This is a genomic window from Alishewanella aestuarii B11 (genome assembly GCF_000280055.1).
In the GTDB taxonomy this organism is placed as follows: domain Bacteria; phylum Pseudomonadota; class Gammaproteobacteria; order Enterobacterales; family Alteromonadaceae; genus Alishewanella; species Alishewanella aestuarii.
On record NZ_ALAB01000035.1, the window covers coordinates 17,956 to 41,852 of the forward strand.

General features: G+C 53.3%; 26 protein-coding genes. 8 read left to right on the top strand and 18 right to left on the bottom strand.

The window, feature by feature from the left end; translation table 11 throughout:
* Nucleotides 1-3: 3 nt before the first annotated feature.
* The 3 genes from AEST_RS13215 (at nucleotide 4) to AEST_RS13225 (ending at nucleotide 1,832) form a co-directional block, all read left to right on the top strand.
* Nucleotides 4-315, top strand: coding sequence for a hypothetical protein (locus AEST_RS13215; protein ID WP_008609641.1), 312 nt, complete (start codon nucleotides 4-6; stop codon nucleotides 313-315).
* Between the two features lie 76 nt (nucleotides 316-391).
* Nucleotides 392-952 carry a CBS domain-containing protein gene (locus AEST_RS13220; RefSeq protein ID WP_008609642.1) on the top strand — a complete coding sequence of 187 codons (561 nt, stop codon included), beginning with the start codon at nucleotides 392-394 and terminating at the stop codon, nucleotides 950-952.
* A gap of 91 nt (nucleotides 953-1,043) precedes the next feature.
* Nucleotides 1,044-1,832 (top strand): CLCA_X family protein, encoded by a 789-nt coding sequence (locus AEST_RS13225; RefSeq protein ID WP_008609643.1) that lies wholly within the window; start codon nucleotides 1,044-1,046, stop codon nucleotides 1,830-1,832.
* Here AEST_RS13225 and AEST_RS13230 read toward each other — a convergent pair.
* The 3 genes from AEST_RS13230 to AEST_RS13240 form a co-directional block, all read right to left on the bottom strand.
* Nucleotides 1,829-3,139: a diguanylate cyclase domain-containing protein gene (locus AEST_RS13230; protein WP_238534605.1), complete on the bottom strand. Its 1,311-nt coding sequence runs from the start codon at nucleotides 3,137-3,139 to the stop codon at nucleotides 1,829-1,831. The genes AEST_RS13225 and AEST_RS13230 overlap by 4 nt on opposite strands.
* A gap of 97 nt (nucleotides 3,140-3,236) precedes the next feature.
* Complete coding sequence (locus AEST_RS13235; RefSeq protein ID WP_008609645.1) at nucleotides 3,237-4,805, bottom strand: GMC family oxidoreductase; 1,569 nt, start codon at nucleotides 4,803-4,805, stop codon at nucleotides 3,237-3,239.
* Nucleotides 4,805-5,296: a hypothetical protein gene (locus AEST_RS13240; RefSeq protein ID WP_008609646.1), complete on the bottom strand. Its 492-nt coding sequence runs from the start codon at nucleotides 5,294-5,296 to the stop codon at nucleotides 4,805-4,807. The genes AEST_RS13235 and AEST_RS13240 overlap by 1 nt, the downstream gene beginning before the upstream one ends.
* A gap of 53 nt (nucleotides 5,297-5,349) precedes the next feature.
* Here AEST_RS13240 and AEST_RS13245 point away from each other — a divergent pair, with 53 nt between their 5' ends.
* Entirely contained in the window at nucleotides 5,350-6,366 is a 1,017-nt protein-coding gene (locus tag AEST_RS13245; protein ID WP_008609647.1) for a hydrolase, read from the top strand.
* 83 nt (nucleotides 6,367-6,449) lie between these two features.
* Nucleotides 6,450-7,238, top strand: a complete 789-nt coding sequence (locus tag AEST_RS13250) for a UDP-2,3-diacylglucosamine diphosphatase (RefSeq protein WP_008609648.1) — start codon at nucleotides 6,450-6,452, stop codon at nucleotides 7,236-7,238.
* 73 nt (nucleotides 7,239-7,311) lie between these two features.
* On the opposite strand, the gene pckA is transcribed toward AEST_RS13250, so the two are convergent.
* From pckA to nudE, 3 genes are all read right to left on the bottom strand, one after another.
* Nucleotides 7,312-8,910, bottom strand: coding sequence for a phosphoenolpyruvate carboxykinase (ATP) (gene pckA, locus AEST_RS13255; protein WP_008609649.1), 1,599 nt, complete (start codon nucleotides 8,908-8,910; stop codon nucleotides 7,312-7,314).
* Nucleotides 8,911-9,120: 210 nt separating this feature from the next.
* Nucleotides 9,121-9,945 (bottom strand): 3'(2'),5'-bisphosphate nucleotidase CysQ, encoded by an 825-nt coding sequence (gene cysQ / locus AEST_RS13260; protein WP_039925524.1) that lies wholly within the window; start codon nucleotides 9,943-9,945, stop codon nucleotides 9,121-9,123.
* Complete coding sequence (nudE, locus tag AEST_RS13265; protein ID WP_008609651.1) at nucleotides 9,899-10,510, bottom strand: ADP compounds hydrolase NudE; 612 nt, start codon at nucleotides 10,508-10,510, stop codon at nucleotides 9,899-9,901. The genes cysQ and nudE overlap by 47 nt, the downstream gene beginning before the upstream one ends.
* Nucleotides 10,511-10,578: 68 nt before the next feature.
* Here nudE and yrfG point away from each other — a divergent pair, with 68 nt between their 5' ends.
* Entirely contained in the window at nucleotides 10,579-11,271 is a 693-nt protein-coding gene (gene yrfG / locus AEST_RS13270) for a GMP/IMP nucleotidase (protein ID WP_008609652.1), read from the top strand.
* A 13-nt stretch (nucleotides 11,272-11,284) separates the two neighbouring features.
* Here yrfG and AEST_RS13275 read toward each other — a convergent pair whose 3' ends face one another.
* Genes AEST_RS13275 through gspC form a run of 12 tightly spaced genes read right to left on the bottom strand, consistent with a single transcriptional unit; the run spans nucleotide 11,285 to nucleotide 22,456 of the window.
* On the bottom strand, nucleotides 11,285-12,034 hold the full coding sequence (locus AEST_RS13275; protein ID WP_008609654.1) for a type II secretion system protein N: 750 nt from the start codon (nucleotides 12,032-12,034) through the stop codon (nucleotides 11,285-11,287).
* A gap of 1 nt (nucleotide 12,035) precedes the next feature.
* The gene (gspM, locus tag AEST_RS13280; protein WP_008609655.1) at nucleotides 12,036-12,503 is read right to left on the bottom strand and encodes a type II secretion system protein GspM; all 468 of its coding nucleotides are present in this window, start codon (nucleotides 12,501-12,503) and stop codon (nucleotides 12,036-12,038) included.
* A complete protein-coding gene (gspL, locus tag AEST_RS13285; protein ID WP_008609657.1) occupies nucleotides 12,500-13,690 on the bottom strand; it encodes a type II secretion system protein GspL in 1,191 nt (396 codons plus the stop codon). The genes gspM and gspL overlap by 4 nt, the downstream gene beginning before the upstream one ends.
* Nucleotides 13,687-14,679, bottom strand: a complete 993-nt coding sequence (gene gspK, locus AEST_RS13290) for a type II secretion system minor pseudopilin GspK (RefSeq protein ID WP_039925526.1) — start codon at nucleotides 14,677-14,679, stop codon at nucleotides 13,687-13,689. Before gspK ends, gspL begins: the two co-directional genes overlap by 4 nt.
* Complete coding sequence (gspJ, locus tag AEST_RS13295; RefSeq protein WP_008609659.1) at nucleotides 14,676-15,290, bottom strand: type II secretion system minor pseudopilin GspJ; 615 nt, start codon at nucleotides 15,288-15,290, stop codon at nucleotides 14,676-14,678. The genes gspK and gspJ overlap by 4 nt, the downstream gene beginning before the upstream one ends.
* Nucleotides 15,277-15,654 carry a type II secretion system minor pseudopilin GspI gene (gspI, locus tag AEST_RS13300; protein ID WP_008609661.1) on the bottom strand — a complete coding sequence of 126 codons (378 nt, stop codon included), beginning with the start codon at nucleotides 15,652-15,654 and terminating at the stop codon, nucleotides 15,277-15,279. The genes gspJ and gspI overlap by 14 nt, the downstream gene beginning before the upstream one ends.
* The gene (gspH, locus tag AEST_RS13305) at nucleotides 15,654-16,220 is read right to left on the bottom strand and encodes a type II secretion system minor pseudopilin GspH (protein ID WP_008609662.1); all 567 of its coding nucleotides are present in this window, start codon (nucleotides 16,218-16,220) and stop codon (nucleotides 15,654-15,656) included. The genes gspI and gspH overlap by 1 nt, the downstream gene beginning before the upstream one ends.
* Nucleotides 16,220-16,663: a type II secretion system major pseudopilin GspG gene (gspG, locus tag AEST_RS13310; protein WP_008609663.1), complete on the bottom strand. Its 444-nt coding sequence runs from the start codon at nucleotides 16,661-16,663 to the stop codon at nucleotides 16,220-16,222. The genes gspH and gspG overlap by 1 nt, the downstream gene beginning before the upstream one ends.
* A 1-nt stretch (nucleotide 16,664) precedes the next feature.
* A complete protein-coding gene (gene gspF / locus AEST_RS13315; RefSeq protein ID WP_008609664.1) occupies nucleotides 16,665-17,885 on the bottom strand; it encodes a type II secretion system inner membrane protein GspF in 1,221 nt (406 codons plus the stop codon).
* On the bottom strand, nucleotides 17,885-19,390 hold the full coding sequence (gspE, locus tag AEST_RS13320) for a type II secretion system ATPase GspE (protein ID WP_008609665.1): 1,506 nt from the start codon (nucleotides 19,388-19,390) through the stop codon (nucleotides 17,885-17,887). Before gspE ends, gspF begins: the two co-directional genes overlap by 1 nt.
* Nucleotides 19,387-21,480 (bottom strand): type II secretion system secretin GspD, encoded by a 2,094-nt coding sequence (gene gspD, locus AEST_RS13325; protein WP_008609667.1) that lies wholly within the window; start codon nucleotides 21,478-21,480, stop codon nucleotides 19,387-19,389. Before gspD ends, gspE begins: the two co-directional genes overlap by 4 nt.
* A 28-nt stretch (nucleotides 21,481-21,508) precedes the next feature.
* Nucleotides 21,509-22,456: a type II secretion system protein GspC gene (gene gspC, locus AEST_RS13330; protein ID WP_008609668.1), complete on the bottom strand. Its 948-nt coding sequence runs from the start codon at nucleotides 22,454-22,456 to the stop codon at nucleotides 21,509-21,511.
* Nucleotides 22,457-22,616: 160 nt separating this feature from the next.
* Here gspC and hslR point away from each other — a divergent pair, with 160 nt between their 5' ends.
* Together hslR and hslO are read left to right on the top strand one after the other, a co-directional pair.
* Entirely contained in the window at nucleotides 22,617-23,030 is a 414-nt protein-coding gene (hslR, locus tag AEST_RS13335; RefSeq protein WP_008609670.1) for a ribosome-associated heat shock protein Hsp15, read from the top strand.
* Between the two features lie 10 nt (nucleotides 23,031-23,040).
* Nucleotides 23,041-23,883: an Hsp33 family molecular chaperone HslO gene (gene hslO, locus AEST_RS13340; protein ID WP_008609671.1), complete on the top strand. Its 843-nt coding sequence runs from the start codon at nucleotides 23,041-23,043 to the stop codon at nucleotides 23,881-23,883.
* The last annotated feature ends 14 nt before the right edge of the window (nucleotides 23,884-23,897 follow it).

The following is a 23,897-nucleotide window of genomic DNA, read 5'->3' on the forward strand; positions in this document are numbered from 1 at the left end:
ACTATGCGTTGGTTTAATCTGTTTATCGCGGTGTTTTATCTGAGCCTGTTGGTGGCAACAGACGCAGGTATTACCCATGACAGCAGATTGTCGCCGTTAGCTGACAGTCCTTATCAGGCACTGCATGCTGAAAGCAGTAATCTGGGCCAAAGCAAAGGCAGTAACGAACAGGAACCGGATGAGCCGGACAGCCTGATCGCCTCAGCTAAAGTTCTGAGCCACAGCCTGCCCGCTGCCATTAATGCTTTTTACCAAACTCCCTGGTTATCACACCGTAGCAGCCCTGATAGTGCCCGCGCACCACCCATCGTCTAATCACACTTAACAGCATTTATTTTTATTTGTTAATTCTGGCGTGGCCTCTGCGCGCCCATTAGTGTGAGTAGCTATCATGAAAACTTTATCCTTATTCAATTTAGATGCCGTTGATCAGTTGATTCAACCCGCCGACTTTACTGAAACCACGTTAAATTCACCGGCACTGAGTGTGCTGAGTGATTTTAAACATAACCAGCCAACCCTGATCGAAGGTAACACTTCTGCCAGCCAGGCACTGCTGATGATGCAGCAGGAACACAGTCAGCTAAAACTGGTAGTCGATGCCGATGAGAATATGCTGGGTTTAATCCATATCGAACAGTTATCGGAGCAGGCGCTGTTACGCCAGGTGATGCTGGGCAATAGCCGCGATGAAATCAAGGTACGGGATCTGATGCGGCCACGTGAGCGCATCAAGGCGCTGGCCTATCAGCAACTACAAAACTGCACCATTGCCGATGTGGTCAATACCCTGCAATCGAATGGTGAGGCATTTTGTCTGGTAGTGGACCGCGATAATCATCAGATCCGTGGCGTGATCCATGCGCAGGAGCTGGCACGGCGCTTACATATGCCGTTAGCTATCCGCCAGCAACCGACCTTTTTGCGGATCTTCGATAGTTTAACCGCTTAACCTTTCAGGTCTGCGGGCTGCTGTGTTACTCCGAGCATGGTGGCCCGCTTTTTTGTTGCTCTAAGCTGAAGGCTCTCGCTATTATAGCAGCATGCAGCACGCTTCCCGCTCCCCACGCCAGTACTATCGTAATGGTCCACCGCATCGCAGTGGTGCCGACGTTAGCTTTGCCGATTTGGTAACGATCTTTGGCTTTAACAGCATTCATATTGGTCGCTGGGTGACCGCAGCAGAACAACAACAAGCGGCTAATTTATTCTTTGATGCCTTTGCCGATTTGCAACAATTGCTGCAAGTCCCGGCCGAGGTTATTTCACTGCGCGGTACTCTGGCGTTAACTTTTGGTATTGGTGGCCAACCCGGAGTTTGCGCATTTTATCAACCCAAAGGGCGGATCCTGGCGCTGGCTAAAAATGCCGGCGGCGGCAGCCTGGCTCACGAGTGGATGCATGCTTTTGATCATTATATTGCGCAGAAAATGTTTCAGGGCGAGGTTAGCGCCGGTCAATTTGCCAGCCGCACCTGGCTAACACAGCAGCCAATAAAAGCGCATCCCCTCAATGCTTTGTTAGACCAGGCTTTTACAAAACTCTTTGTCAGTGATGATGGTTGTGATGTCAGCGACTTTTTTCAGCATTGCCGAAGTCTGGACCAAGCCGCAGCGCGACTTTATTTCAGCTTGCCGGAAGAAATGATGGCCAGAGCATTCGAGAAAGTATTACAGAGCCAGCCACTGAAAAATAGTTTTCTGGTAGCGGGCACCCGGCAAACTGCTGCTGCCCGCGCAGGGGTTTACCCTGAACCGCAATTAACCGCTGAGCTCGGACAATTATGGCTGGGTTATTTCCGTCTATTAGGGCAACAACTACAAACCGTTTAGCCCTGAATACAGCGGTTACCACCGAGTTGCTTGGCGCGATACATCGCCTGATCGGCCATTGCAAGTAACGGCTCTGTGTTTAATGTCGCCGCTGCAGCACATACCACACCGATACTCGCCGTGATCGTCAGGCTGTGCGACGGTAATTGAAAAGAAGCGCTAAAACTCTGACGGATCTTTTCCGCCGCTACGGCGGCCTGCTCTGCCGAGTCAACTTCGCTCAACAAGATCACAAACTCGTCACCACCAAAGCGTGCGACAGTGTCGGCCTGACGTACATTCTGGATTAAGCGTTGCGCAACCTGTTGTAATAAATCATCACCAACGCTATGGCCGAACTGATCATTCACCGGTTTAAAACCATCCAGATCGAGATAACAAATGGCCAACTGACACTGATGCCGCTGTGCCTGCGCCATGGCTTGCCGGCAACGGTCGTAAAACAGCTCCCGCTTGGGTAAGCCGGTTAACTCATCATACAATGCGGAATGTTGCAGCCGCGCCAGCAACTCTTTCCGCTCAATCGCGACCGCCATATGCTGCGCCACGAAATCCAGTAAATCGGCATCCGCATGATGTGATACCGCAGTTTGTGCTGAAACTAAGATCACCATAGCGCCTAGCACGTTGGTGTGCGAGATCAGCCGCACCCCCAACCATAAATTATGGTCTGCACGTTTACGGATCAGCGGCAATGAGGCTGGTCCCCTGTCCTGCAACAGCTGATTACAAAGCTCGGTTGCTTCCGCAGCACTCTGCGTATCCTCCTCAGGTAGATACTGATAAGCTAAATTGATACTGCCGGCAACCGTGCGGCGGGCAATGACACAGGCCTGGATCGGCATTAACTGCTGTACAATTTGCAACAGCTGCCGGTATAGATCCTGCAAATTCTCGGCAGCAAAAGCCGCCTCGGAAATAGCATAGAGCGCATGTTGGCGGCTCTCTGCCAATTTTAACCTGGTAATATCACGCGCCACGGCAACCCGCTGCTGCTTATCTGCCGACCAGCGTGCTGACCATAGCAAATGTACAATCTGGCCATCTTTGCGTAGGTAGCGGTTTTCGAAATCGGTCTTGATTTGCCCGGTATTGATGGCCTGCGCCGCGGCCAGCGTCTTAGGAATGTCATCCGGATGGATAAAGTCCAGCATACTCCGGCCCAGCATCTCACTGGCCGGGTAACCAAAAATCCGCTCTGCACCTGAGCTTAAAAACTGAAAATGCCCATCGCGATCCACAGCACAAACCGCATCCAGTAACACATCTATATATTCGCCTAAGGCGTGGCATAACGAAGCTGGCATGACTGTATTTTTACAACATAAGAAGTATCAGAACTTAACAATAGTCCATTTTTACTAGTAGAATCCAGCTTTAACTACCTAAGCCAAAGAAAAATTATTAACGGGAGCCGTGTCGTAAACGACTAATCAGTCGCTCAGTATTACGCCACACTAAAGCGTAGATCGTCAGCTGCGGGTTAGCCCCCAGGCTGGTTGGCAATACCGAGCCATCAAAAATCGACAGGTTTTGCAGTTGATAATGCTGACCATCGGCATTCACTACGCCCAGCCGCTCATTAGCCGCCATATTACAGCCGCCCATCACATGAGCCGACACCACCGTTTGTAATAACGGACGCATTGCCAGCTGGGCGATCGCGCTTTTCGCCTCGGCCCAGCTTTGGTATTGCTGCGCCTGATGATGAATGGGCAATACCGCTTTGGCACCAGCAGCAAACTGTAGCTCAGCCATCGATAACAGCGCACGACGCATACCCTGCCATAAATAGTCACTGACCGGATAATCCAGCAGCGGTTGCTGCTGCGCATCCAGGCTAACACTGCCGCCCTGGCTTTGCGGATGAAAACCATCGCGCAATAAAGCGATAGTTACCTGTAACTGATTAAACTGCTGCATCAAGGCAGCATGGGCCTGAGCCTGGCCGGTCAGCTTGGTTGCCATCAGTACCGGGTGCAGCGGCGGTACTTCCAGCTTGTAACCGGCCTGCCCATCGCTGGGCCAGACAAACTGATCGGAATAAATACTTTGCGGTGCGCCGGCATGGCCGTTAATGTCCTCATTAAAGACCGCGCCGGAGATCACTGTCGGGTGCAAATAGGTATGTTTACCCAGACGGCCTGAAGGATCAGGTACTTTGGAGCGTAGCAGTAATGCCGGCGAGCCGATGGCGCCGGCGGCGACAATAAAGTGTTTGGCCCGAATTCGGACCTGTATTTCGGCGCGTGGATGGAAAAAACGATCGACCGGCACCGCAGTAAGACTTTGCACCTGATTGCCCTGCCAGTGTAGCTGCCGCACCGAAAGCCGCGAGATCAGCCGGGCGCCCTGCGCCAACGCACTGGGAATGGTACTGACTAACATCGATTGCTTGGCATTGATCGGGCAGCCCATGCCACAATAACCAAGGTTGGCGCAGCCGTTGACATTACGATCGATCACCGTATATTCCCAACCCAGACGCTCACAACCTTGCTGCAATTTGGCATTATTCGCATTCGGCGGCACCGGCCAGCGGTGGATATTTAACCGCTGCTCAGCCAAAGCAAAATAAGGACTTAGCGTATTGTCACCGCTAAAGTCGAGGCCAAATTCTGTTTGCCAGTAGCTGACTGTTGGCTGAGGGGTGCGGATTGAGGTAGTCCAGTTAACGGTGGTTGAGCCACCTACAGTGCGGCCCTGCAGAATACCAATCGCCTGATCGCGGGTTTTACGCCCGGCTGCTTCCTGATACAGCTGCGGATAGGCCCAGCGCTCTTCCATGACAAAATCATCGCGATCGTAGTAGGCGCCCTCTTCCAGTAACAATACCTGCAAACCGGCCTTAGCCAGTAACTCCGCGGCAATACCGCCACCGGCGCCGCTACCAACGATCACCACATCGGCGCTAAATTGCTGTTCGGCGGTAAATTGACTGGCGTCCAGATGTTGCGGTGACTGCTTAGCCATTAACGAAACCTCGGTGCGGTGTAATTGAGAGCAGCCCAGTGCTCAGGCTGACTGTAGTAGGCAGCAAATAACAATTCGCGTAAACCATGGTAAGCTTGCTGCAATACGGCAAGGTAGCTATCACGCCAGCGGGCAAATAACGTCAGCCGTTGTGGCAGGCTGAGTTCAGCCAGCGGCAACCAGTGGCCACTCAGCGCCAGCCGGCCCAGTCGCTGTGCCAGTAAATTAAATAGCAGTTGTAGTTCTTGCTGCTGGCGTAGCGGCAAAAATGCCAGGCTGTCGTGCACCGCCGCGATAGTCCGGCTAATGGCGGCGTCAGACTCTGCCGGCGCCGAGGGTAAAGCACCGTATAATAAGGCCGGTAGCAAAGCAGCGAGGACCAGCTCAGAATTAGCCGTGTCATCACTGTTTAGCAGCTGATAACCGTTAACTCCCAGCGTTGCGGTGGTGCCAAGCGCCAGGCCTGACAGGATAAATTGGCGGCGATTCATCGTTATTCTTTTTTGGAAGCCTTAGGCCACATTCTTTCTCAGGAGCGGTTATTTTGCAAGCACAGCTCGGACCAGCCAGTCATCATCTTCATGCCACCAGCTTTAGCGCGCCGTGGTGGCTACGTAATGCCCATCTGCAAACTATTTTTGCTAAGTATTTAAGCCCAAAGCAGCAGGTGCCAACCTACCCGGAAATGTTAGCCTTACCCGATGGTGATGAACTGCAGCTCAACTGGACCGAACAACTGCCAGTAACTGAGCAAAGACCGCTGCTGGTGATCCTGCATGGGCTGGCCGGTGACCTGCACAGCCATTATATTCAGGGGCTGCTTGCCGAAGTAACACGCCGCAAACTGCCAGCGGTAGTGATGCATTTTCGTGGTTGTCATGGTAAACCGAACAAGCTGCCACGGGCCTACCACAGCGGTGATACTGCCGATATTGGCTATTTACTTAGCCAACTACAACAGCGTTTTCCGGCGATGCCACTAACCGCAGTTGGCTTTTCCCTGGGGGGTAATGTGTTGGTAAAATACTGTGGTGAGCAAGCCAGTGCTAATCCGCTACGCGCTGCCGTCGCCATCTGCCCGCCACTGGATCTGGCGGCCTGCGCCAAACGCATTAATCAGGGCCTGAGTAAAATTTATCAGCGTTACTTGCTGGAGCGCTTAAAACGGCAAACCCTGGCCAAGCTGGCGCAGTTCCCGGATTTTCCGCTCCCGCTAACGCCAGCTCAGGTGCAGCAATTTAACAGTATTGCCGAATTCGACCAGCATTATACTGCGCCGATCCACGGCTTTCGCGATGCCGCTGACTATTACCAACGCGCCAGCGGCAAAGCCCGGTTAAAAGCGATCACCATCCCAACGCTGATTATTCATGCCAGTGACGATCCCTTTTTAAGCGACGCCGTGATCCCCTCCCCGGCTGAACTGAGCCCACAGGTGGAATACCGGCTCAGCCGCCACGGTGGCCATGTCGGCTTTGTCGGCGGCAAGCATCCGTTTCGCACTGAGTTTTGGCTGAACCAGCAGATCTGTGACTATCTGCAGCAAGGGGCTAATCCATAGTCAAATAAGCTTCATCTGGCTGTCATACCCCGGACATCTGGCCGGCCGATGCTATCAGCGCATTCAGCCACCGGGGATAGCCAATGTTAAATTGCAATACCATCTTCCTGTCTGATATTCATCTGGGCTGTAAAGACTGTCAGGCCGAATATCTGCTGCATTTTTTGCAGCAAACCGAAGCCAACACCATTTATCTGCTGGGGGATATTGTTGATCTTTGGGCCATGCAGCGTCAGGTGCACTGGCCACAGGCGCAGAATCAGGTGGTACAACTGCTGCTGCAAAAAGCCGAGCAAGGCACTAAGGTCGTATATATTCCCGGTAACCATGATGAGGCGATGCGGCTGTATCGTGGCAAATTGTTTGGCAATATTAAAGTACAGCTCAGAGGCGAACATACCACGGCGCAGGGTAAAAAATTATTACTGCTCCACGGTGACGAATTCGATAAAGAGGTCAGCTTTGGTCCGCTGCAAAGCTGGCTCGGTGATAACCTCTATGATTTGTTGCTGTTTCTGAACCGCTGGTACAACAGAGTACGCCGCGTAACCGGTGGTCGTTATTTTAGTCTGGCTGCCTATATTAAAAGCCGGGTACCGGGGGCATTAAAAGCCATTGGCCGTTACCGCCAGGCTGCAATAAAAAAGGCCAAACGGGGCGGCTACGATGGCGTGGTCTGTGGTCATATCCATCACCCGGAACTGACCCTGGAAGATGGCATTATTTACTGTAATGACGGTGACTGGATTGATAGCTGTACTGCCCTGCTGGAGCACAGCGATGGCAGCCTGGCGCTGTATCATTGGGCCGAGCAAGCCGAATGTCTTGCCGCGCTGCCGCTGCAGCCGTTACTCAGTAAAAAAATCGCCTGAATATGGCAATAAACACCTATAAAAAACGCCCCGACTCAGCGGGGCGTTTTGCTATTTAGAGCCAGCGATTAACTTACAGCTGCGGGCCGGCCGCAACCAGAGCTTTACCCTCGTCATTATCGGTAAACTTAACAAAGTTATCGATAAAACGTTTGGCCAGATCTTTGGCTTTGACTTCCCAGTCTGCTGCGTTGGCATAAGTTGCACGCGGATCCAGGATACCGTCATCGACATCATGCAGATGAGTTGGGATCGCCAGGTTAAAGTACGGCAGCTGCACAAACTCGGCATTCTCGATGCTACCGTCCAGGATGGCGTCAATAATAGCGCGGGTGGCTTTAATGGATACACGTTTACCTGTGCCATTCCAACCGGTATTGACCAGATACGCTTCAGCACCAGCGGCTTCCATCCGCTTACCTAACACCTCCGCATACTTGGTTGGGTGCAGGCTTAAGAAGGCGGCGCCAAAACAGCTGGAGAAGGTTGGCGTAGGTTCAGTAATACCACGCTCAGTACCGGCCAGCTTGGCCGTAAAGCCAGACAGGAAGTGGTACTTCGCCTGCTCTTTGGTTAACTTCGATACCGGCGGTAATACCCCAAAGGCATCAGCAGTCAGGAAAATTACTTTCTTGGCATGACCGGCTTTCGAGACTGGGGTGACGATATTGTCGATATGGTAAATCGGGTACGACACCCGGGTATTTTCCGTTTTCGAGCCATCGTTAAAATCAATTTTACCATCTGCCAGCACGGTCACGTTTTCCAGCAGGGCGTCACGACGGATGGCGTTATAAATATCCGGCTCGTTTTCTTTCGACAGGTTAATGGTCTTGGCGTAACACCCACCTTCGAAGTTGAACACGCCATCATCATCCCAGCCGTGCTCGTCATCACCAATTAACTGCCGCTTTGGATCGGTCGACAGGGTAGTTTTACCGGTACCAGACAGACCGAAGAATACCGCCACGTCGCCGTCTTTGCCGACGTTAGCAGAACAGTGCATCGAAGCGATGCCTTGCAGTGGCAGGAAGTAGTTCATCATTGAGAACATACCCTTCTTCATTTCACCGCCGTACCAGGTACCACCGATCAGTTGAATGCGCTCGGTCAGGTTAAAGGCAACGAAGTTTTCTGAATTCAGGCCATGTTTCTGCCAATCCGGGTTAGTGCATTTGGCACCGTTCATCACGATAAAGTCTGGCTTATAGCTTTTCAGCTCTTCATCTGTAGGCCGGATAAACATATTTTTTACGAAATGCGCCTGCCAGGCCACTTCAGTAATAAAACGTACCGCTAAGCGGGTGTCGGCGTTAGCACCACAAAAGGTGTCGACAACAAAGAGTCTTTTGCCGGATAACTGGCGGGTAACCAGTGTTTTCAGATCAGCCCAAACTTCTGTACTGATGGGCTTATTGTCGTTTTTGCCTTGATCTGACCACCAGACGGTATCGCGGGTAGTGTCGTCACGCACGATATACTTGTCTTTCGGAGAGCGGCCGGTAAAGATGCCGGTATCGACTGATACTGCGCCAAGCTCGGTCAGCTTACCTTTTTCATAACCTTGCAAATCACTGCGGGTTTCTTCGGCGAACAGCAGCTCGTAAGATGGGTTATATACGATTTCCGTGACATCTGTGATGCCGTATTGGCCCAAATCCAGATCGGACATTTGTTAACTCCTAAGGGTACTGTAGGTAAGGGTGCAGTCTCTGACGGACTTAATTTTCATGTTGTTCTTTGAGCAGAGGGCGGTTCTCTGTTCAAAAAACACCCGTGCATCATAGCGTTTTTTCACGATAAAAGATACTGGGATTTGGCTAAAGGCCCCTGTTTGCGCGGCTTCTGGCCAGTTGCTTAATTACTGAAGTTGGTAATTTTATTACAATTCACGCGCGGTTTGCCGGGCTTTAATCAGCTCAGACCAAGGCTGTACCGCAGCGCCGATAACCATAAAATCGGGATTACCAAGGGTTTCCCGCTGGTTATAACTGAGGGGGGCAAACTGGCTATCCAGAATTTTGCCGCCGGCCTCTTCGACGATGACCTGCACGGCGCCGGTATCCCATTCCCCGGTAGGCCCCAGTCGCAAATAACAATCTGCCTTGCCTTCAGCTACCAGACAGCTTTTTAAGGAACAGCTGCCAAGCGCAATAAACTCGGCTTGCTCCGGTTGTTGCAGCAGGTCGTGGATCAGCTGTCGCGGCTGGCGGCGACTGACGGCAATGCGCAGCGGCTCACCAGGCTGATATTGCTGCACCCGGATCCGGTTAATCAGGTTATGTTGTTGTTTAAAAGCACCATTGCCGCGGGTGGCGTAATACAACAACTGCTCTTTCGGCCAGAAAATCACGCCCAGCGCCGGCCAACCATGCTCCACCAGAGCAATACTCACCGCGAAATCACCGCTGCGGGCAACAAACTCTTGGGTACCATCCATTGGATCAATCAACCAGTAGCGCGGCCAATCTGAACGCTGTGCCAGCGGTAGGATCTGGGTTTCTTCAGAGATAATCGGAATATCAGGCGTGAGTTCACTGAGCCTGGCAATGATATGTGTGTTGGCAGCCAGATCGGCACTGGTTACCGGGCTGGTATCCTGCTTTTGTTGCTGACTAAACTCACCGCTCTGGTAAAGCTCCCATAAAATCGCCCCGGCCTCACGGGCAGTGGCTTTCACTGGCTCCAGCAGTTTGCTTAAAAACATCCGGGTTGGCTTCCAAATATTGTTGTGCCAGCAACAGGGCTGCCACGCTGCGCGCCTCGGTAAAATCGGCTTGTTGCAATAAGGCCGCACTGTCTTGCCGCAACCAGCGCACCAGCTCTAAAGGTTCGGGTTCGTCACCGGCCTGCTGCTCAGGATAGAGATCAAAGGCCAGCACTAGGTGCATTGTAGCATTAAAATAGCCCGGCGCTAACGCCAGTGACTTCAGCTGTACAAAGCGGTGCGCGCCAAAACCAATTTCTTCTTTTAACTCGCGGTTAGCCGCTGTCAGAATATCCTCACCCGGATCGATTAAACCCTTGGGAAACCCCAGCTGATAATCATGGGTACCGGCACAGTATTCGCGCACCAGGTACAGGTGCTCCGGATCCGGACAGGCGATAATCATCACGGCACCGCGGTTGCTGCCGCGCATCCGTTCATATACCCGCTGTTCGCCATTGCTAAACCGCAGCTCCAGTTGCTCCACTTTAAACAGCCGGCTTTGCGCCACAATTTGCTGCGACAGAATTTCCGGTTTTTGTTTGTCAGGTGTGCGCTGCGTCATCGGCTGCTCTCTGTTAAACTGCTAAGCTGTTTGGTTATCTACTATAAAGCGATTAACGGGAAAAGCCTATGCTGCAATGGTCAGAAATCGATACCGTGTTATTGGATATGGACGGTACCCTGCTGGATCTGCATTTTGACAATTATTTCTGGCAGGTACATTTACCGGAGCGCTGGGCCGCCATTACCGGGATCAGCCCCGCTGAAGCCAGTGCCGAACTGATGGCCGAATACAGCAAGCTGCAGGGCAAACTGGAGTGGTACTGTCTGGATTACTGGGGGAAACGGCTGCAACTGCCGATCACTGAGCTTAAGCGGGAGATTATCGACAAGATCCGGATGCGTGATGATGTGCCGGAGTTTTTAACCGCGCTAAAAGCCAGTGGCCGCCATATTGCCCTGGTTACCAATGCACATCCCGACAGTTTGTCACTGAAACTGGAACGCACCGATCTGGCCAGATATATTGAGCAGTTAATTTCTACCCATGAATTCGGCGTCACCAAAGAAAGTCAGCAACTGTGGCATAAATTGCAGCACCGGCTCGGGTTTGATCCTGAGCGCACGCTCTTTGTCGATGACAGCCTGCCCATTCTGGAAGCGGCGCGTGAATTTGGCATCAAACATTTGCTCGGCGTGGCTAACCCGGACAGCCAAAAGCCAGGCAATCATTATCATGGCTTTAGCATGGTCACCGACTATCGCAGCCTGCTGGGCGATATCTACCAGAGCCGTGGTGTTCTGCCGGCCTCAGCCGGCTAAGACCCTAGACGACTTAGAAATTTAAGCGGTAACGGCCCTCAGCGTCGGGTGCGCCAACGAACTGCATCGCCTGATGCACCTCAGCCGGCAGCTCTGCCGCTGGTTTCAGGGTGCCGCTAACCTGCAGTTTACCGGCAGCATTAACCGTTGCCCTTACGTCTAACGCCAGAATATTGGCCGGATCGGTAATCAGCACCGGTTGTTGCTCGTCACACTCGAGGCGGGCATTAAACTGCTGCAGTTGCAACCAGGTACCTGTCGGCGGCTGCAGGCTGGCATCAAACCAGCTGAGCTGGCCAGCAAGGGTCTGGCAACGGCCACTTTGCAAAGTCAGACGCTGGATATCCAGCACTAACTCACCACCGGCCTGCACCGGCATCGGCAATTGCAGTAATGGCAGCAATAAAGGTACCGGCAGTTTAATCAGGCTGGAATGCACACTGATACCCGCCGGCGTGGCCCAGACCCGGGCCTGCAAATAGGGTTGCTGATTTTGCTGCACACTACCGGATTGCAGTGCCAGATCTAAGCGTAAGCGCAGTAATGACCAGGGATTAAGCTGCCAGTTCAGTTCATTTAACTGCAGTTGCTGGAAGCGCAGCTGTTGCACCTTCCCCTGCCACAGGGTGCCCGTAACCTGACCCAGTTGCAGTTGTGGCGGCAAGCTCACCAGCTTTAACCACCAGGCTGCCGGCGTTAATACCAGCATAAACAGCAAGTAGGCAACCAAGCCCAGTGCGGCCAAAGGCCAATGTTGTTTCATACTACTCAATCACCATTCTGCGAACTCTGACAATACCGGCCTTATCTGTTGCGGCAACGTCTACCTGCACCAGCCGCACCCCGTTCTGATAGTACAGCTGATGCAACCAGGGCAACAATTGTTCGAACGCCACATCTTCCAGTACCAGTTGCAACTGCTCATTCTGCGGCTGCATCCGGCTAACCCGGATATTAAAGCTTCGGGCACTGGTGCTGATAATTTGCGACAAGCTGCCACCGCTGCGTGCCGTTACCGTGGCGCCCTGCAACAACGGAGCCGCCTGTTGTAACGCCTGCAGCTGTTGCTGCACCTGTTGAATTGCTACTGCGTTGCGCGCCTGTGCCTGGTGCAGTGGTTGCCACAACAGCCAGTAAAAGGCGCCGAGCAACAGCACAGGAACACAGAGTAACAGCAGTTGTTGTTCGCGTTGCGCTAAACCTTGCCACCAGAGCAGCACCCGTTGTTTCATACCTTACCCCGCATTACTACTGTGCCCTGTACCCGGCTGCCATCGTTGCTCAGCGCGCCCTGCTCTATGCTATAGCCGGCTTGCTCCAGCACGGTTTTTAACTGTTCAAAACTCTGAAAACCTGCAGCACTGGCTGAAAAGCGTAACTCATGCCGCGCCGCGTCATAGCGCAGTGAGTCAAGCTTCACATCCGGCAAGCCTTCCAAGCGTTGCTGTAGCGCCTGTAATTGCACAAAGAAATTCTGCTCGTTAGGTCCGACGCCGGCAGCCTGTAACTTCTGCTGTAACTGGCGGTTTAAATTCACGATCCGCTCACCCGGGAACAGCTGCAGATAATTAGTTTGCAGCTCGGCGGTCAATTGCGTCAGCTGCCGTTGCTGCTGCCAGACACCGATACCCAGCTGTAACAGATAGGCCAGCAGCAAGCCGCCAGCCAGGGCGGCACTGAGTCGCCATTGCTGCCAGGTTTTGTTCTGAGGCTTTTTCGGAGTATAGGGGCCTTGTAACAGGTTGAAACTGGTCGCAGTCAGGCCTCTGGCCAGTAAGGCCAGGGGTAACTCCGGAGCGGCAGCCTGATGTGGCTGGACAATATGTTCAGGCCAGGGACTGTACGTTGTCAGTTGTGGCAGAGCAGCCAACGCCAGGTAGTCCTGCCACCAGGCACTGTCGATCGCTGTTGCCTGCCAGCTGTCCAGTCGCAGTAACCATTGCTGTTGCAGTTCAATACAAGCCGGTAATGTATCAGCTGGTAGTAATAACGCATCTGGCAGCATCCGGCTAACATTAAAGCCTGCCTGTTGCAACCAATCTAACCATTGCTGCAAACGTTCGCGCTGGCAAATCGCAACCTGCTGCCGGTACTGCCCCTGCTGCAGTTCAGCCTGTCCGTGCGCAATAAAAAGCTTATCAATATCTTCAGCCTGCTCTTCTTCCAGCATATAGGGCAGCGCCTGCAGTAACTGACGGTTCGGTTTGGCCGGTAAGGTCACCGTTTTCAGTACCACATCTGCGGCCGGTACCAGCGCGATAACGTTGCGCCGTCCCAGCCGCTCGGCCAGCGCGGCTAGCGCCGCCACACCGGCAACCTCGCCACTGGCTATGATGTCTGCGGTTAGCGGTGCATAGACCAGCCAGCTGATTGGTTGTTCAGGCTGACTGGCCAGCCGGATTAGTAGTTGTTCATTCACCCCTGGCCTCCAAAGCGCCGGGCCAAAACCCTGATGGCATTATTTTCTTCTCGTTTAAATAGTGTACTTTGCTGAAAACCACTTTCCTGATAAGCCGTCGTTGCCTGTAACCGGAAATACTCGGATTTGACGGCCAGTGCCGCCTTCACATCGGCCGGCACTGTCAGCCCGGCCAGCGCCGGGCTTTGTAGAAAACTTTCTACATCGGTGTAGCCCTGCTCCGGCCGGTTTAATACCGCATCCTGCGCCTGAGTTTCGGTCATCTCCGGTAGCAGCGCCTGTAACAGGACGGCGCTTTGCTCCGTTAACGTATTCACATTCAGCAGCAATACATCGTTTTCCGGCAGCACGCAAATATAAGGCAGCAGTAATTGATAATCTGCCGGCGTCAGATCGAGGATTAACCGCAGTTCAGTCTCCGACACCATCAAGCTGTTGGCGGTATAATAGGGAAATAACAAGGCGGCATAATCGTCCTGTTCCGCGCCCCCGGCAGAATTCAGAATACCATCCTCGTCCAGCCAATCACTGAGCCGCGCCGTCAGATTCTCGGCCGGCATACTGAGATCGGCTGCCACCAGCTCCAGTAAACGCAGGAAGGTGCGCTGCGCCAGCGTCTGCACCTGACCTTGTTGCCGGTCTGGTTGTTTTTGCAACGCATTCAGGTTAAAGCAACTGTTCAGATCACGGATTTCTCCGGCGATCTGGCCGTCATCCACCATAAAGCTCGCGCCCTGCTGCGCCCAATCCTGCCCCAGATGCACCACATCCTGCCCTTGCAACGAACGACGCAACAACACCCGGGTAAAGGCTTCTGCCCCCATTGCATACCAAAACGCCTGCTGCTGTTGCTGCAAATTCTGTTGCCGTTGTATTTGCAACTGCAAGCGGCCACTCATCTCAACCGCCAGCACGACCACAATCGCCACGATCAAGAGTACGGTGATTAAGGCTGCGCCTCCTTGTGACCGCGGATAGCATCTGTTCATTCAGCACCCCGCCACAAGCCATCCGGCAACACGTATAAGCGCTCAATTTCACCCAGCTGTTGTTGCTTTAGCGTGACCTTCACCGCCTGCGGTAAATACTGATGATGCCAACGCTCTTCCCAGCGTTCGTTATACCAGTATTCAATTGCAAAGGCCTCAACACCGTCCAGTAACATCTGCTGTTGCGGCTCAGTGTCATTGACCGCGTCGACGTATAAGGTAAACAAACGTTGTAATTGCCCGTCTTGCAGGCGATAGGCCACAGCCTGCAATTCGCTGCGGGGCAGCAACATCCCCGGATTACGCCAGCCCTGGCGGGTAAAGCTGATACCATGATCTTCACTACCGAGCAAAAACGGCTCACCCCACAAGCGCTCTTGTTTCGGCGGGTCTCCCTGGATCCGGACCTGCCGGGCACTGATCTGCAGCAAATCACGCTCCAGCAGCAGCATGGCCTGTTGTAACTGGCGCAGTTGTGCTAAGTGCTGCCGTGATAATTCATCACTTTGCGTGACATTACTCAGAATGGCGACCGAGGCTAATCCCACCATCGCAAAGATCGCCGTCGCCAATAACATTTCGATAAAGGTAAAACCCTTAACCCGGCGCATCGGGACGCCCTATATAGGTTTTCAGCTGATAGACGACTTGCTCCGGCTGCTCAGCCAGGCGCACGCTAATCTGCAGCTCGCGCAGATCCTGATCAGGCACCGTAACGGCTCGTAATTGCCATTGCCAATCCCGGTTGCCGAGGCTGACTTCGCCCTGCTCCAGCTCACGCGGTGGCCAGCTGCGATTCAGTTGCGCCTGCTGTAGTTGATTATTGGCAATCATGCTGGCGAGTGTTAATTCTTCCAACTGAGCAACGGCGCGTAAATGACTGGCACTGGCCTGCAAAATGGCCGCACCGGCGGTGGCAAAAATCGCCAGCGCGATCAGCACTTCCAGCAAAGTAAAACCGCGCCACTGCCGCATTATTCTGCTCCGCTAAAGCGGCTGAGCGGGACACTGAAATCGGTACCCACCCGCACCTGCACGGGCGGCCGTTGCTCAGCGGCCTGCAACACTAAACGAAAGGGGGTAATTTCACCGGAAGATAAAATAAATACCTGTGGCAGAGGGGGTTTATTCGCAGCAGGCGCATCGGTAGCCTCAGCTTGCGCTTCCTGCTGCCAGCTGACCTGGCCAAGCAAATTAAACTCAGCACCAGGCAAGCCTTCTAATTCCAGCAGCAGTGACAATTGCTCCGGCAACTGATAGGTTTTAGCGGCGGCAACCTCAGGCGCCCATTGCCAACCATCCGGCCCATAATAAACGAAGGCATATTGTTGCTGACTCACCACCAGACCCCATTCCTGCTGTCTCAGCAACGCCGTGTCGGCAATAAACTGAAACACCTGGCTAAAGCGCGTTGCTTCGCGTTCCAGCCGCTGCTCGGTGCTATCGCCGCTAAAGGTAAATACCACCGCACTGGCTAAAATACCAATCAGCAGCAACACCAGCATCACTTCCAGCAAGGTAAAGCCGGCACGGCGCAGCATCAGTTACCGCCAGCGCCATCCGCGTCAAGATTCCAGTTGCCGATATCATCATTGGTACCGGCTACCCGATCCGGGCCCTTACTAAAGACATCAATCCGCCCTAACTGTCCGGGACTGACCAGAATATACTCCTCTCCCCAGGGATCCTTTGGTAAACGCCGGATAAAGCCACCCTCCGGAAAGACCCGCGGTACCGGCTGCGAGGTGGGCGCCGTGACCAGAGCGTCGAGGCCCTGCTCTGTTGTCGGGTAGAAACCATTACGCAGGCGATACATATCCAAAGCGCTTTCCAGTTGCTGAATATCCACCACCACTTTTTGCCGTGCCGCCTGTTCCTGATTACCCATCAGGTTAGGCACCACCATACTGGCAATGATGCCGAGGATCACGATGACCACCATCACTTCCAGCAGAGTAAAACCTTGTTGCTTTTGCCTTAACATCTTAAGCACCTACCATATTATTTAACGCTAAAATGGGTTGTAGTATTGCCAGTACGATAAATAACACCATACCTGCCATCACGGCCACCAGCACGGGTTCAAACACCTTTAGCGAGACCTTAACCAGGGTTTCAAATTCGGTGTCCTGCGCATTGGCGGCACGTGCCAGCATGGCATCTAACTGCCCGCTTTTTTCACCGCTGGCTATCATATGCAGCATCATCGGCGGGAACAAGCGGCTTTGTTCCAGCGCACTTTTTAATGAAGCCCCTTCCCGTACTCTGGCGGTGGCATCGGCCAGCGCCAGTCGCATATAGCTGTTACTGAGCACTTCGGCACTGATCCGCATCGCCTCCAGCAACGGCACCGCACTGGCATTCAAAATACTGAGCGTCCGGGCAAAGCGTGCCGTATTCAGCCCGCGCGCCACCTTGCCCAGCAAGCCCAGCCGCAATACCAGCTGGTCCCACTGCAAGCGCAAGCCGGGTTTTTGTAAGGCGCGCTGCCAGGCTACTGCTGTCAGTAAGATCGCCAGTAACACTAAGACACCGTAATGGCGTAAAAAGTCACTGGCCGCAATTAAGAATAGTGTCGAGCCGGGTAACGATTCTCCCATATGCTCAAACTGTACGACGATCTTCGGCACTACCGCCGCCAGCAGGATGCTGATCACCAGGATGGCAAAGCCGGTCAGAATTAACGGGTAGAGCATCGCCTGCAGGATCTGACTGCGCATATACTGGCGCTGCTCGGTATAATCCGCCAGCCGGTTTAATACCTGCTCCAGATGGCCGGATTTTTCGCCGGCCGCCACCATCGAGCGGAATAAATGATCAAACACATACGGAAACTCCGCCAGCCCCTCTGCCAGACTGTAGCCTTCTACGACCTTAGAGCGCACCGCCATCAGCATATTTTTCAGGCGGGGTTTCTCGCACTGCTCGGCAACCGCTAACAACGCGCTTTCTATCGGCAGCGCGGCCTCAACCAGGGTGGCCAGTTGCCGGGTGATCAGCGCCAATTCGGCAGCAGATATCCGCCGCTGCAACCAGGGGCCGCGGTTGGCGAGTTTTTTTTCCTGCTGTGACGCCAGTTCCACACTGAGCGGCGTCAGTTTACGCTCACGTAAAATTTGCCGGGCGTGGCGCGCGTTATCAGCCTCCAACACCCCTTTATTTTTTTTACCGCTGCTATCTAATGCCTGAAACTCAAAGGCCGCCATTACAGATCCTCACGGGTAACCCGCAGCACTTCTTCCAGCGTGGTTACGCCGGCAAGCACCTTAGAGAAACCATCGCTACGAATACTGGGGCTCAGTGCCCGGGCGTATTTTTCAATCGCCTGCTCGCCCTTACCATTATGGATCATCTCACGCATCTGCTCATCCACCACAATCAGCTCATGGATACCGGTACGGCCGCGATAGCCGGTATCATTACAGTGCTCGCAACCGACAGCGCGATAGATCAGCGCGCCTTCTTTCTTGGTAATACCCAGCAGATGACGTTCTTCTTTATCCGGCTCATGTGCAGCTTTGCAATGCGGGCAAAGCGTACGCACCAAGCGCTGCGCCAGTACCCCCAGTAAGCTAGACGACAGTAAGAACGCCTCCACCCCCATATCCTCCAGCCGGGTAATGGCGCCGGCAGCGGTATTGGTATGCAGGGTCGATAGCACCAGGTGACCGGTCAAACTGGCCTGCACCGCAATCTGTGCCGTTTCCAGGTCGCGGATCTCCCCTACCATCACCACATCCGGGTCTTGCCGTAAAATGGCTCTCAGACCGCGGGCAAAGGTCATATTCACCTTGGTATTGACCTGGGTCTGGCCGATACCTTCCAGTTCGTATTCGATTGGATCCTCTACCGTCAGGATATTCCGATCTTTAGTATTAATTTCGGTTAAACCGGCGTACAACGTGGTACTTTTACCGGAGCCGGTAGGACCTGTCACCAGGATAATGCCATGCGGTTTTAGGATCAGCTGCGAGAACAGCTGCTGCACGGCAGGGGTCATGCCCAGATCCGCTAAATTCAGGTGCGAATTGTTTTTATCCAGTAACCGCAGCACCACCCGTTCGCCATGACTGGACGGCATCGTCGAAACCCGCACATCCACCGCCCGCCCGGCGATCCGCAGACTAATACGGCCATCCTGTGGTACGCGTTTTTCGGCAATATCCAGCTTCGCCATAACCTTGATCCGTGATACCAGCAGGCTGGACAGGCGGCGATTTGGCCGCAGCACTTCGCGCAGCAAGCCGTCGACCCGGAAGCGGATAATCAGCGCTTTTTCAAAGGTTTCGATATGAATATCTGAGGCGCCAAGCTTAATGGCTTCGCCGAGCATGGCGTTAATCAGTTTGATAATGGGCGCATCGTCTTCGTTTTCCAGCAGGTCTTCGGCTTCCGGGATATCTTCCGCCAGTGACGCCAGATCGACCTCGTTACCGATATCTTCCATAATCTGCTGCGCTTCACTGGAATCGCGCTGATAGGCGGCTTCCAGCAGAGCTTCAAAAGCCAGAGCATCCAGTTGCTGCACCTTAAACGGCTGCGCCAGCAAACGACGCACTTCCAGTAACGCCTGTGGCGGCGTGGCCGGCTGCACGTAGAGCAACCAGCCATCGTGATGCGGCTGCAGCAGCACGCCAAACCTTTTGGCGAAACTAAAGGGCAATCGCACCCGCTGCGTCAGTACCGGATTAAGTTGTTCCATCTCTGTCATGGCTTAGGCTGTCCTGCCGGCGGCTGTGGCTCTTGCTGTTGCATAAACTCTTCAAAACTCGGCGGCAGCTTCAGGCTGTCGTCCCATTCCGGCAAAATCGCCTGCCGGGTTTGTGGCATTAAGCGGATCCCTTCCTGGTCACGTTTAATTTGCTCGGCGCGGATAAAGTTATATTTTTGCTTACTGATGCCATTAATGGCATTGCCGTCGCGCACTATAGTGGCACGAATAAACACCATCAGGTTGCGTTTGCGTTTGCTGACACTGGTTGATTTAAACAGATGGCCCAGTACCGGGATATCACCCAACAGCGGCACCTTGGATTCACTTTCCTGCACATCTTCGTCAATCAAACCACCCAGTACAATAGTCGCACCATCGTCCGCCATCACGGTGGTTTTGATTTCACGCTTATTAATAGTGATATCGACCGCTGTTGCGCCACCAATACTGGAAACTTCCTGCTCGATCACCAGCTGCACGGCATCACCTTCGTTGATTTGTGGTGTCACCTTGAGCTTAATGCCCACTTCTTGCCGCTGTACTTGCTGGAACGGGTTGGTATTGTTAGAGCCCAGTGACGAGCCGGTGATAATCGGCACTTCCTGACCGACCAGGAAAATCGCTTCCTGATTATCCATGGTCGTAATATGGGGTGTCGCCAGTACGTTGGAGTTGGTGCTGGTACGCACGGCCTGCAAGATCGCCGCCCAGTTACCATTGTAGAACCCCAGCAAGGCGCCATTGAGCCCTTGCAGGGCCTGAGCTAAGCCGGAGTAGTCACGATTGGTATCTGGCGTAGTGGTGGTAATTAACTCACCGGTAGTCGGGTCACGCGATTGCGTGGTAGTACCGCGGGTGATCTGCGAAGCCTGAGCTGCGCCAGCCGCAATATTCACGATCGGAATAGTATTAGTGCCGGTAAAGTTAGTGCCACCGCCATTGGCGTTTAGCCACTGTACGCCGAAATCGGTGCCGTTACCGTCAAACACCTCGACAATAATGGCTTCGACCAGGACCTGAGCACGCCGGATATCCAGCTGCCGTACCACATCCTCCAAAGAGCGCATCATATCCGGCTGCGCGGTAATCACCAACGAATTACTGTCGGCATGCGCTTCAATACTAATAGAACGGCCACCAGCTGCCCGTCTGGGTGCCGGTTGTCCGCTCTGTTGCGCGCCCTGGGCTTCGGCAGCAATAGAATCACTTACCCCGGTGAGCACCGGCACCAGGTCTTCCGCTTTGGCATACTTCAGATAAAACACCCGGGTATTACCGCTGGTTTGTAACTCTGCATCCAAACGGCGGGCTAATTCAATGACCCGCTGCCGGGCTTGGGCTTCGCCACTGACAATCACGCTGTTGGTGCGTTCATCGGCGACAATCCGTGGCACCAGAAAATCCGGTTGCTCGCCCCGGTTCTGGGTGCGGTAGATGCTCTCCAGAATCCTGACAATTTCTGCAGCCGAAGCAAAGTTCAGTTTCAGAATTTCCAGCTCCTGATCACCCGCTTTATCTACCCTTTGAATAATATCCACCAACCGGTTTACCAGCGCAGCAGGGCCGGTCATCATAATCACGTTGGACGGGTCATAGTTCACCACATGACCGCCACCGCCCTGGTTAACAAACTGCCGTAACAGAGGCGCCAGTTCACGCACTGAAACATTGCGCACCGGAACCACCCGTGTCACCATCTCATCGCCATAGCCCGGCGCCTCATCCCCAACCACCGGGATATTCGAGGTTTTCGCATCCTTGTCGCGTACCACCTTCAGGATGCCGCTCTCCATCTCGACCACAGCAAAACCGTAGACTTGAAGTACGTTTAAGAAGAATTGGTAGTACTGTTCTTCCGTCAGCATATCGTAGCTGCGCACATTAATCCGGCCACGGACCTGCGGATCGACAATGATGGTTTTTTTCAGGTTCATACCGACGATATTGATAAACTCATTAATGTCGGTACCTTTGAAATTGGGAGAGTAGCGAATGTCGCTGTCCGCCACGACGCTGAAGCTAAGTAGCGCAGCCAGCAGCGCCGTCGCCAACGGGCGTCTTGCCCTGGAGAAAAAAGCTGATTTCATGAGAGATTAACCAATTCTTATCGTTATTTTACTGTGACAGACTAAACAGAATATCTCTGATTTCGCCATCCCGTTCAATCTTTAACCGCGCTTCAGATGCATCGCGCAAATCGTTGATTACCCGCATCGCTTGCTGCATATCATTCAGCGGTATACCGTTAATTTCGATCGCCAGATCATTTTGCTGTAAGCCCATTTGTGCAAACAAGGCCGCATCTTTGCCGGCCATCAAACGATACCCCACCAGCTGGCCATCACGCTGTACCGGTGAGACCCGCACGTAGTCAAAAAATTTCATCGGTTCAGCCAGAATTTCATCGCGTTGTACCTGCACATCCGGATTAATCACTCCAGATGCGATAGGCGCGGCCAGCACTATGGGTTCTTCTGCCTGTAACTGATAATCCGCGTTATTGTCGCTCTGCCCCAGACCAGCGTTAGCCTGAGCAATGCGGGTAAACTCAACACCGTCGAGCATCAGGGTTTCAAAGCGGCCATTTTGTTCCAGTAGCACCCGATCTTCCAGCACTTGAGATAAGCGGGAACGGGTACCTTCGATCTGATCACCCACCGCATAGGTGGTCTCGCTGCCGCGCTGTTCAATGATGGCGCTGCCGGCCTCCGGTCGGCCTGGCACTGAGACCAGGCCGGTTAACTTAACATTTAATTGGGTTTTCGGTGCTTCGGTTACCTGCGCTACGGCAGGTGTAGTCACCTCAGCCGAGGCCTGACCAAACAGGGCGTAACGTAACAGGTTATTCAGCGCAACCGGGGCTTGCTGTGCTGGCGTCACACTAACACCAGCTGGAAGCGCAGGGGCAACCGGTTGGGGCACCAGTTGCCAGCTTAAGCGCGCCAGCAACCAAGCCAGTAGCAGCACCAACAGCAGATTCAGCACCAGGCGCAGCGGTTGTAACGGCAGCCGCTGTAAATATTGCCAGCCAAGTTGTAGTTTCGGGTGAAGTGTCGCGTGCATAGCCTTTATCTTTTAATCAGTTCCACTGCATCTTACTGAGTAAGACCGCCGACAACAAGCTTTGTTAATAGCTTTTACAAGCCTCTAACGCCAAAGTACGACCTGCAACTTATCGGTTTTTGGGTGTATAATCAAAACTCCAATTACTATCAGGTTTCTTATGCCACAAACTACCGCCAACGCTACAGCTACCGACCTTGTTGTTCGCCTTGATAAATGGCTTTGGGCCTGCCGCTTTTATAAAACCCGCGGCCTGGCTAAGGAAATGATTGAGGGCGGCAAGGTGCACTATAATGGTCAGCGCTGTAAAGCCGGTAAGTTGGTTGATATCGGTGCCACAGTGCGACTGGCACAGGGAGCAGACGAAAAAATCGTGCTGGTCCGCGGGCTGTCTGATAAGCGCCTGGCTGCCCCTCTGGCACAACAACTTTACGAAGAAACCGCCGAAAGTTTGGCAGAGAGGCAAAAACGCGCCGAACTGCGAAAAAACAATGCGTTATTTGCGCCACACCCGGAAACAAAACCGGACAAAAAGGAGCGCCGGCAGCTCTTGTTACTTAAATCGCAGCAATGAGAATTCAAGCATGACTGATGCACTAATCCGTTTTTTATTTCAACAAAAGCATGTGCGTGGTGAGTTGGCCTATGTCGAGGATAGCCTCGATAAGATGCTACAGCATCACCAGTACCCACTGCCGGTCAAGCAATTACTGGCAGAGCTGGTGGTTGCGACCAGTTTACTGACCGCCACCCTGAAATTTGAGGGTGAAATTGCGGTACAGCTGCAAGGTGATGGACCCGTGCGTTTCGCGGCAGTCAATGGCGATCATCAGCAAGCCTTCCGCGGTGTGGTGCGGATGCAGGCTGAACTTAGTGGTGACAACTTCCGGGATCTGGTCGGTAATGGCTACCTGGTCGTGACCATCACACCGGTGCAGGGTGAGCGCTATCAGGGCATTATTCCGCTGAGTGGCGACAGCCTGACATCAACACTGGAAGCCTATTTCGCACAGTCAGAGCAGTTACCAACCCGTCTTTACATCTATACCGATATCAGTAATCGCAACCGTGCCGCCGGCTTTATGTTGCAGGTACTCCCGGTTGAGCAGGACAAAGCCCGCGAGGATTTTAATGAGCTGGTGGTGCTGAGCGATACCCTTACGGCTGGTGAACTACTGGATTTGCCGCCAGAAGAAGTATTACACCGCCTGTTTCACCAGGAAGTAGTTGAAGTATTCCCGGCCCAGCAGATTAGTTTTGTCTGTGGTTGCTCGAAGCAAAAATGTGAATCGGCTTTATTCAGCCTGGGACGCGCGGTGATAGCCGAGCAACTGGCACTGGGTGGATTGGATATGGCCTGCGAGTATTGCAACAAGTCGTATCATTTCAGTGCTGACGAGCTGCAAAGCATTCATGACCAGCTGTAAAAAAGCCACCGCGT

Excerpts from the sequence above, each read along its gene's own strand:
- AEST_RS13215 (WP_008609641.1), top strand. The coding sequence starts at position 4 with ATGCGTTGGTTTAATCTGTTTATCGCGGTGTTTTATCTGAGCCTGTTG.
- AEST_RS13220 (WP_008609642.1), top strand. The coding sequence starts at position 392 with ATGAAAACTTTATCCTTATTCAATTTAGATGCCGTTGATCAGTTGATT.
- AEST_RS13225 (WP_008609643.1), top strand. The coding sequence starts at position 1,044 with ATGCAGCACGCTTCCCGCTCCCCACGCCAGTACTATCGTAATGGTCCA.
- AEST_RS13230 (WP_238534605.1), bottom strand. The coding sequence starts at position 3,139 with ATGCCAGCTTCGTTATGCCACGCCTTAGGCGAATATATAGATGTGTTA.
- AEST_RS13235 (WP_008609645.1), bottom strand. The coding sequence starts at position 4,805 with ATGGCTAAGCAGTCACCGCAACATCTGGACGCCAGTCAATTTACCGCC.
- AEST_RS13240 (WP_008609646.1), bottom strand. The coding sequence starts at position 5,296 with ATGAATCGCCGCCAATTTATCCTGTCAGGCCTGGCGCTTGGCACCACC.
- AEST_RS13250 (WP_008609648.1), top strand. The coding sequence starts at position 6,450 with ATGTTAAATTGCAATACCATCTTCCTGTCTGATATTCATCTGGGCTGT.
- pckA (WP_008609649.1), bottom strand. The coding sequence starts at position 8,910 with ATGTCCGATCTGGATTTGGGCCAATACGGCATCACAGATGTCACGGAA.
- cysQ (WP_039925524.1), bottom strand. The coding sequence starts at position 9,945 with ATGTTTTTAAGCAAACTGCTGGAGCCAGTGAAAGCCACTGCCCGTGAG.
- nudE (WP_008609651.1), bottom strand. The coding sequence starts at position 10,510 with ATGACGCAGCGCACACCTGACAAACAAAAACCGGAAATTCTGTCGCAG.
- yrfG (WP_008609652.1), top strand. The coding sequence starts at position 10,579 with ATGCTGCAATGGTCAGAAATCGATACCGTGTTATTGGATATGGACGGT.
- AEST_RS13275 (WP_008609654.1), bottom strand. The coding sequence starts at position 12,034 with ATGAAACAACATTGGCCTTTGGCCGCACTGGGCTTGGTTGCCTACTTG.
- gspM (WP_008609655.1), bottom strand. The coding sequence starts at position 12,503 with ATGAAACAACGGGTGCTGCTCTGGTGGCAAGGTTTAGCGCAACGCGAA.
- gspK (WP_039925526.1), bottom strand. The coding sequence starts at position 14,679 with ATGAACAGATGCTATCCGCGGTCACAAGGAGGCGCAGCCTTAATCACC.
- gspJ (WP_008609659.1), bottom strand. The coding sequence starts at position 15,290 with ATGCGCCGGGTTAAGGGTTTTACCTTTATCGAAATGTTATTGGCGACG.
- gspI (WP_008609661.1), bottom strand. The coding sequence starts at position 15,654 with ATGCGGCAGTGGCGCGGTTTTACTTTGCTGGAAGTGCTGATCGCGCTG.
- gspH (WP_008609662.1), bottom strand. The coding sequence starts at position 16,220 with ATGCTGCGCCGTGCCGGCTTTACCTTGCTGGAAGTGATGCTGGTGTTG.
- gspG (WP_008609663.1), bottom strand. The coding sequence starts at position 16,663 with ATGTTAAGGCAAAAGCAACAAGGTTTTACTCTGCTGGAAGTGATGGTG.
- gspF (WP_008609664.1), bottom strand. The coding sequence starts at position 17,885 with ATGGCGGCCTTTGAGTTTCAGGCATTAGATAGCAGCGGTAAAAAAAAT.
- gspE (WP_008609665.1), bottom strand. The coding sequence starts at position 19,390 with ATGACAGAGATGGAACAACTTAATCCGGTACTGACGCAGCGGGTGCGA.
- gspD (WP_008609667.1), bottom strand. The coding sequence starts at position 21,480 with ATGAAATCAGCTTTTTTCTCCAGGGCAAGACGCCCGTTGGCGACGGCG.
- gspC (WP_008609668.1), bottom strand. The coding sequence starts at position 22,456 with ATGCACGCGACACTTCACCCGAAACTACAACTTGGCTGGCAATATTTA.
- hslR (WP_008609670.1), top strand. The coding sequence starts at position 22,617 with ATGCCACAAACTACCGCCAACGCTACAGCTACCGACCTTGTTGTTCGC.
- hslO (WP_008609671.1), top strand. The coding sequence starts at position 23,041 with ATGACTGATGCACTAATCCGTTTTTTATTTCAACAAAAGCATGTGCGT.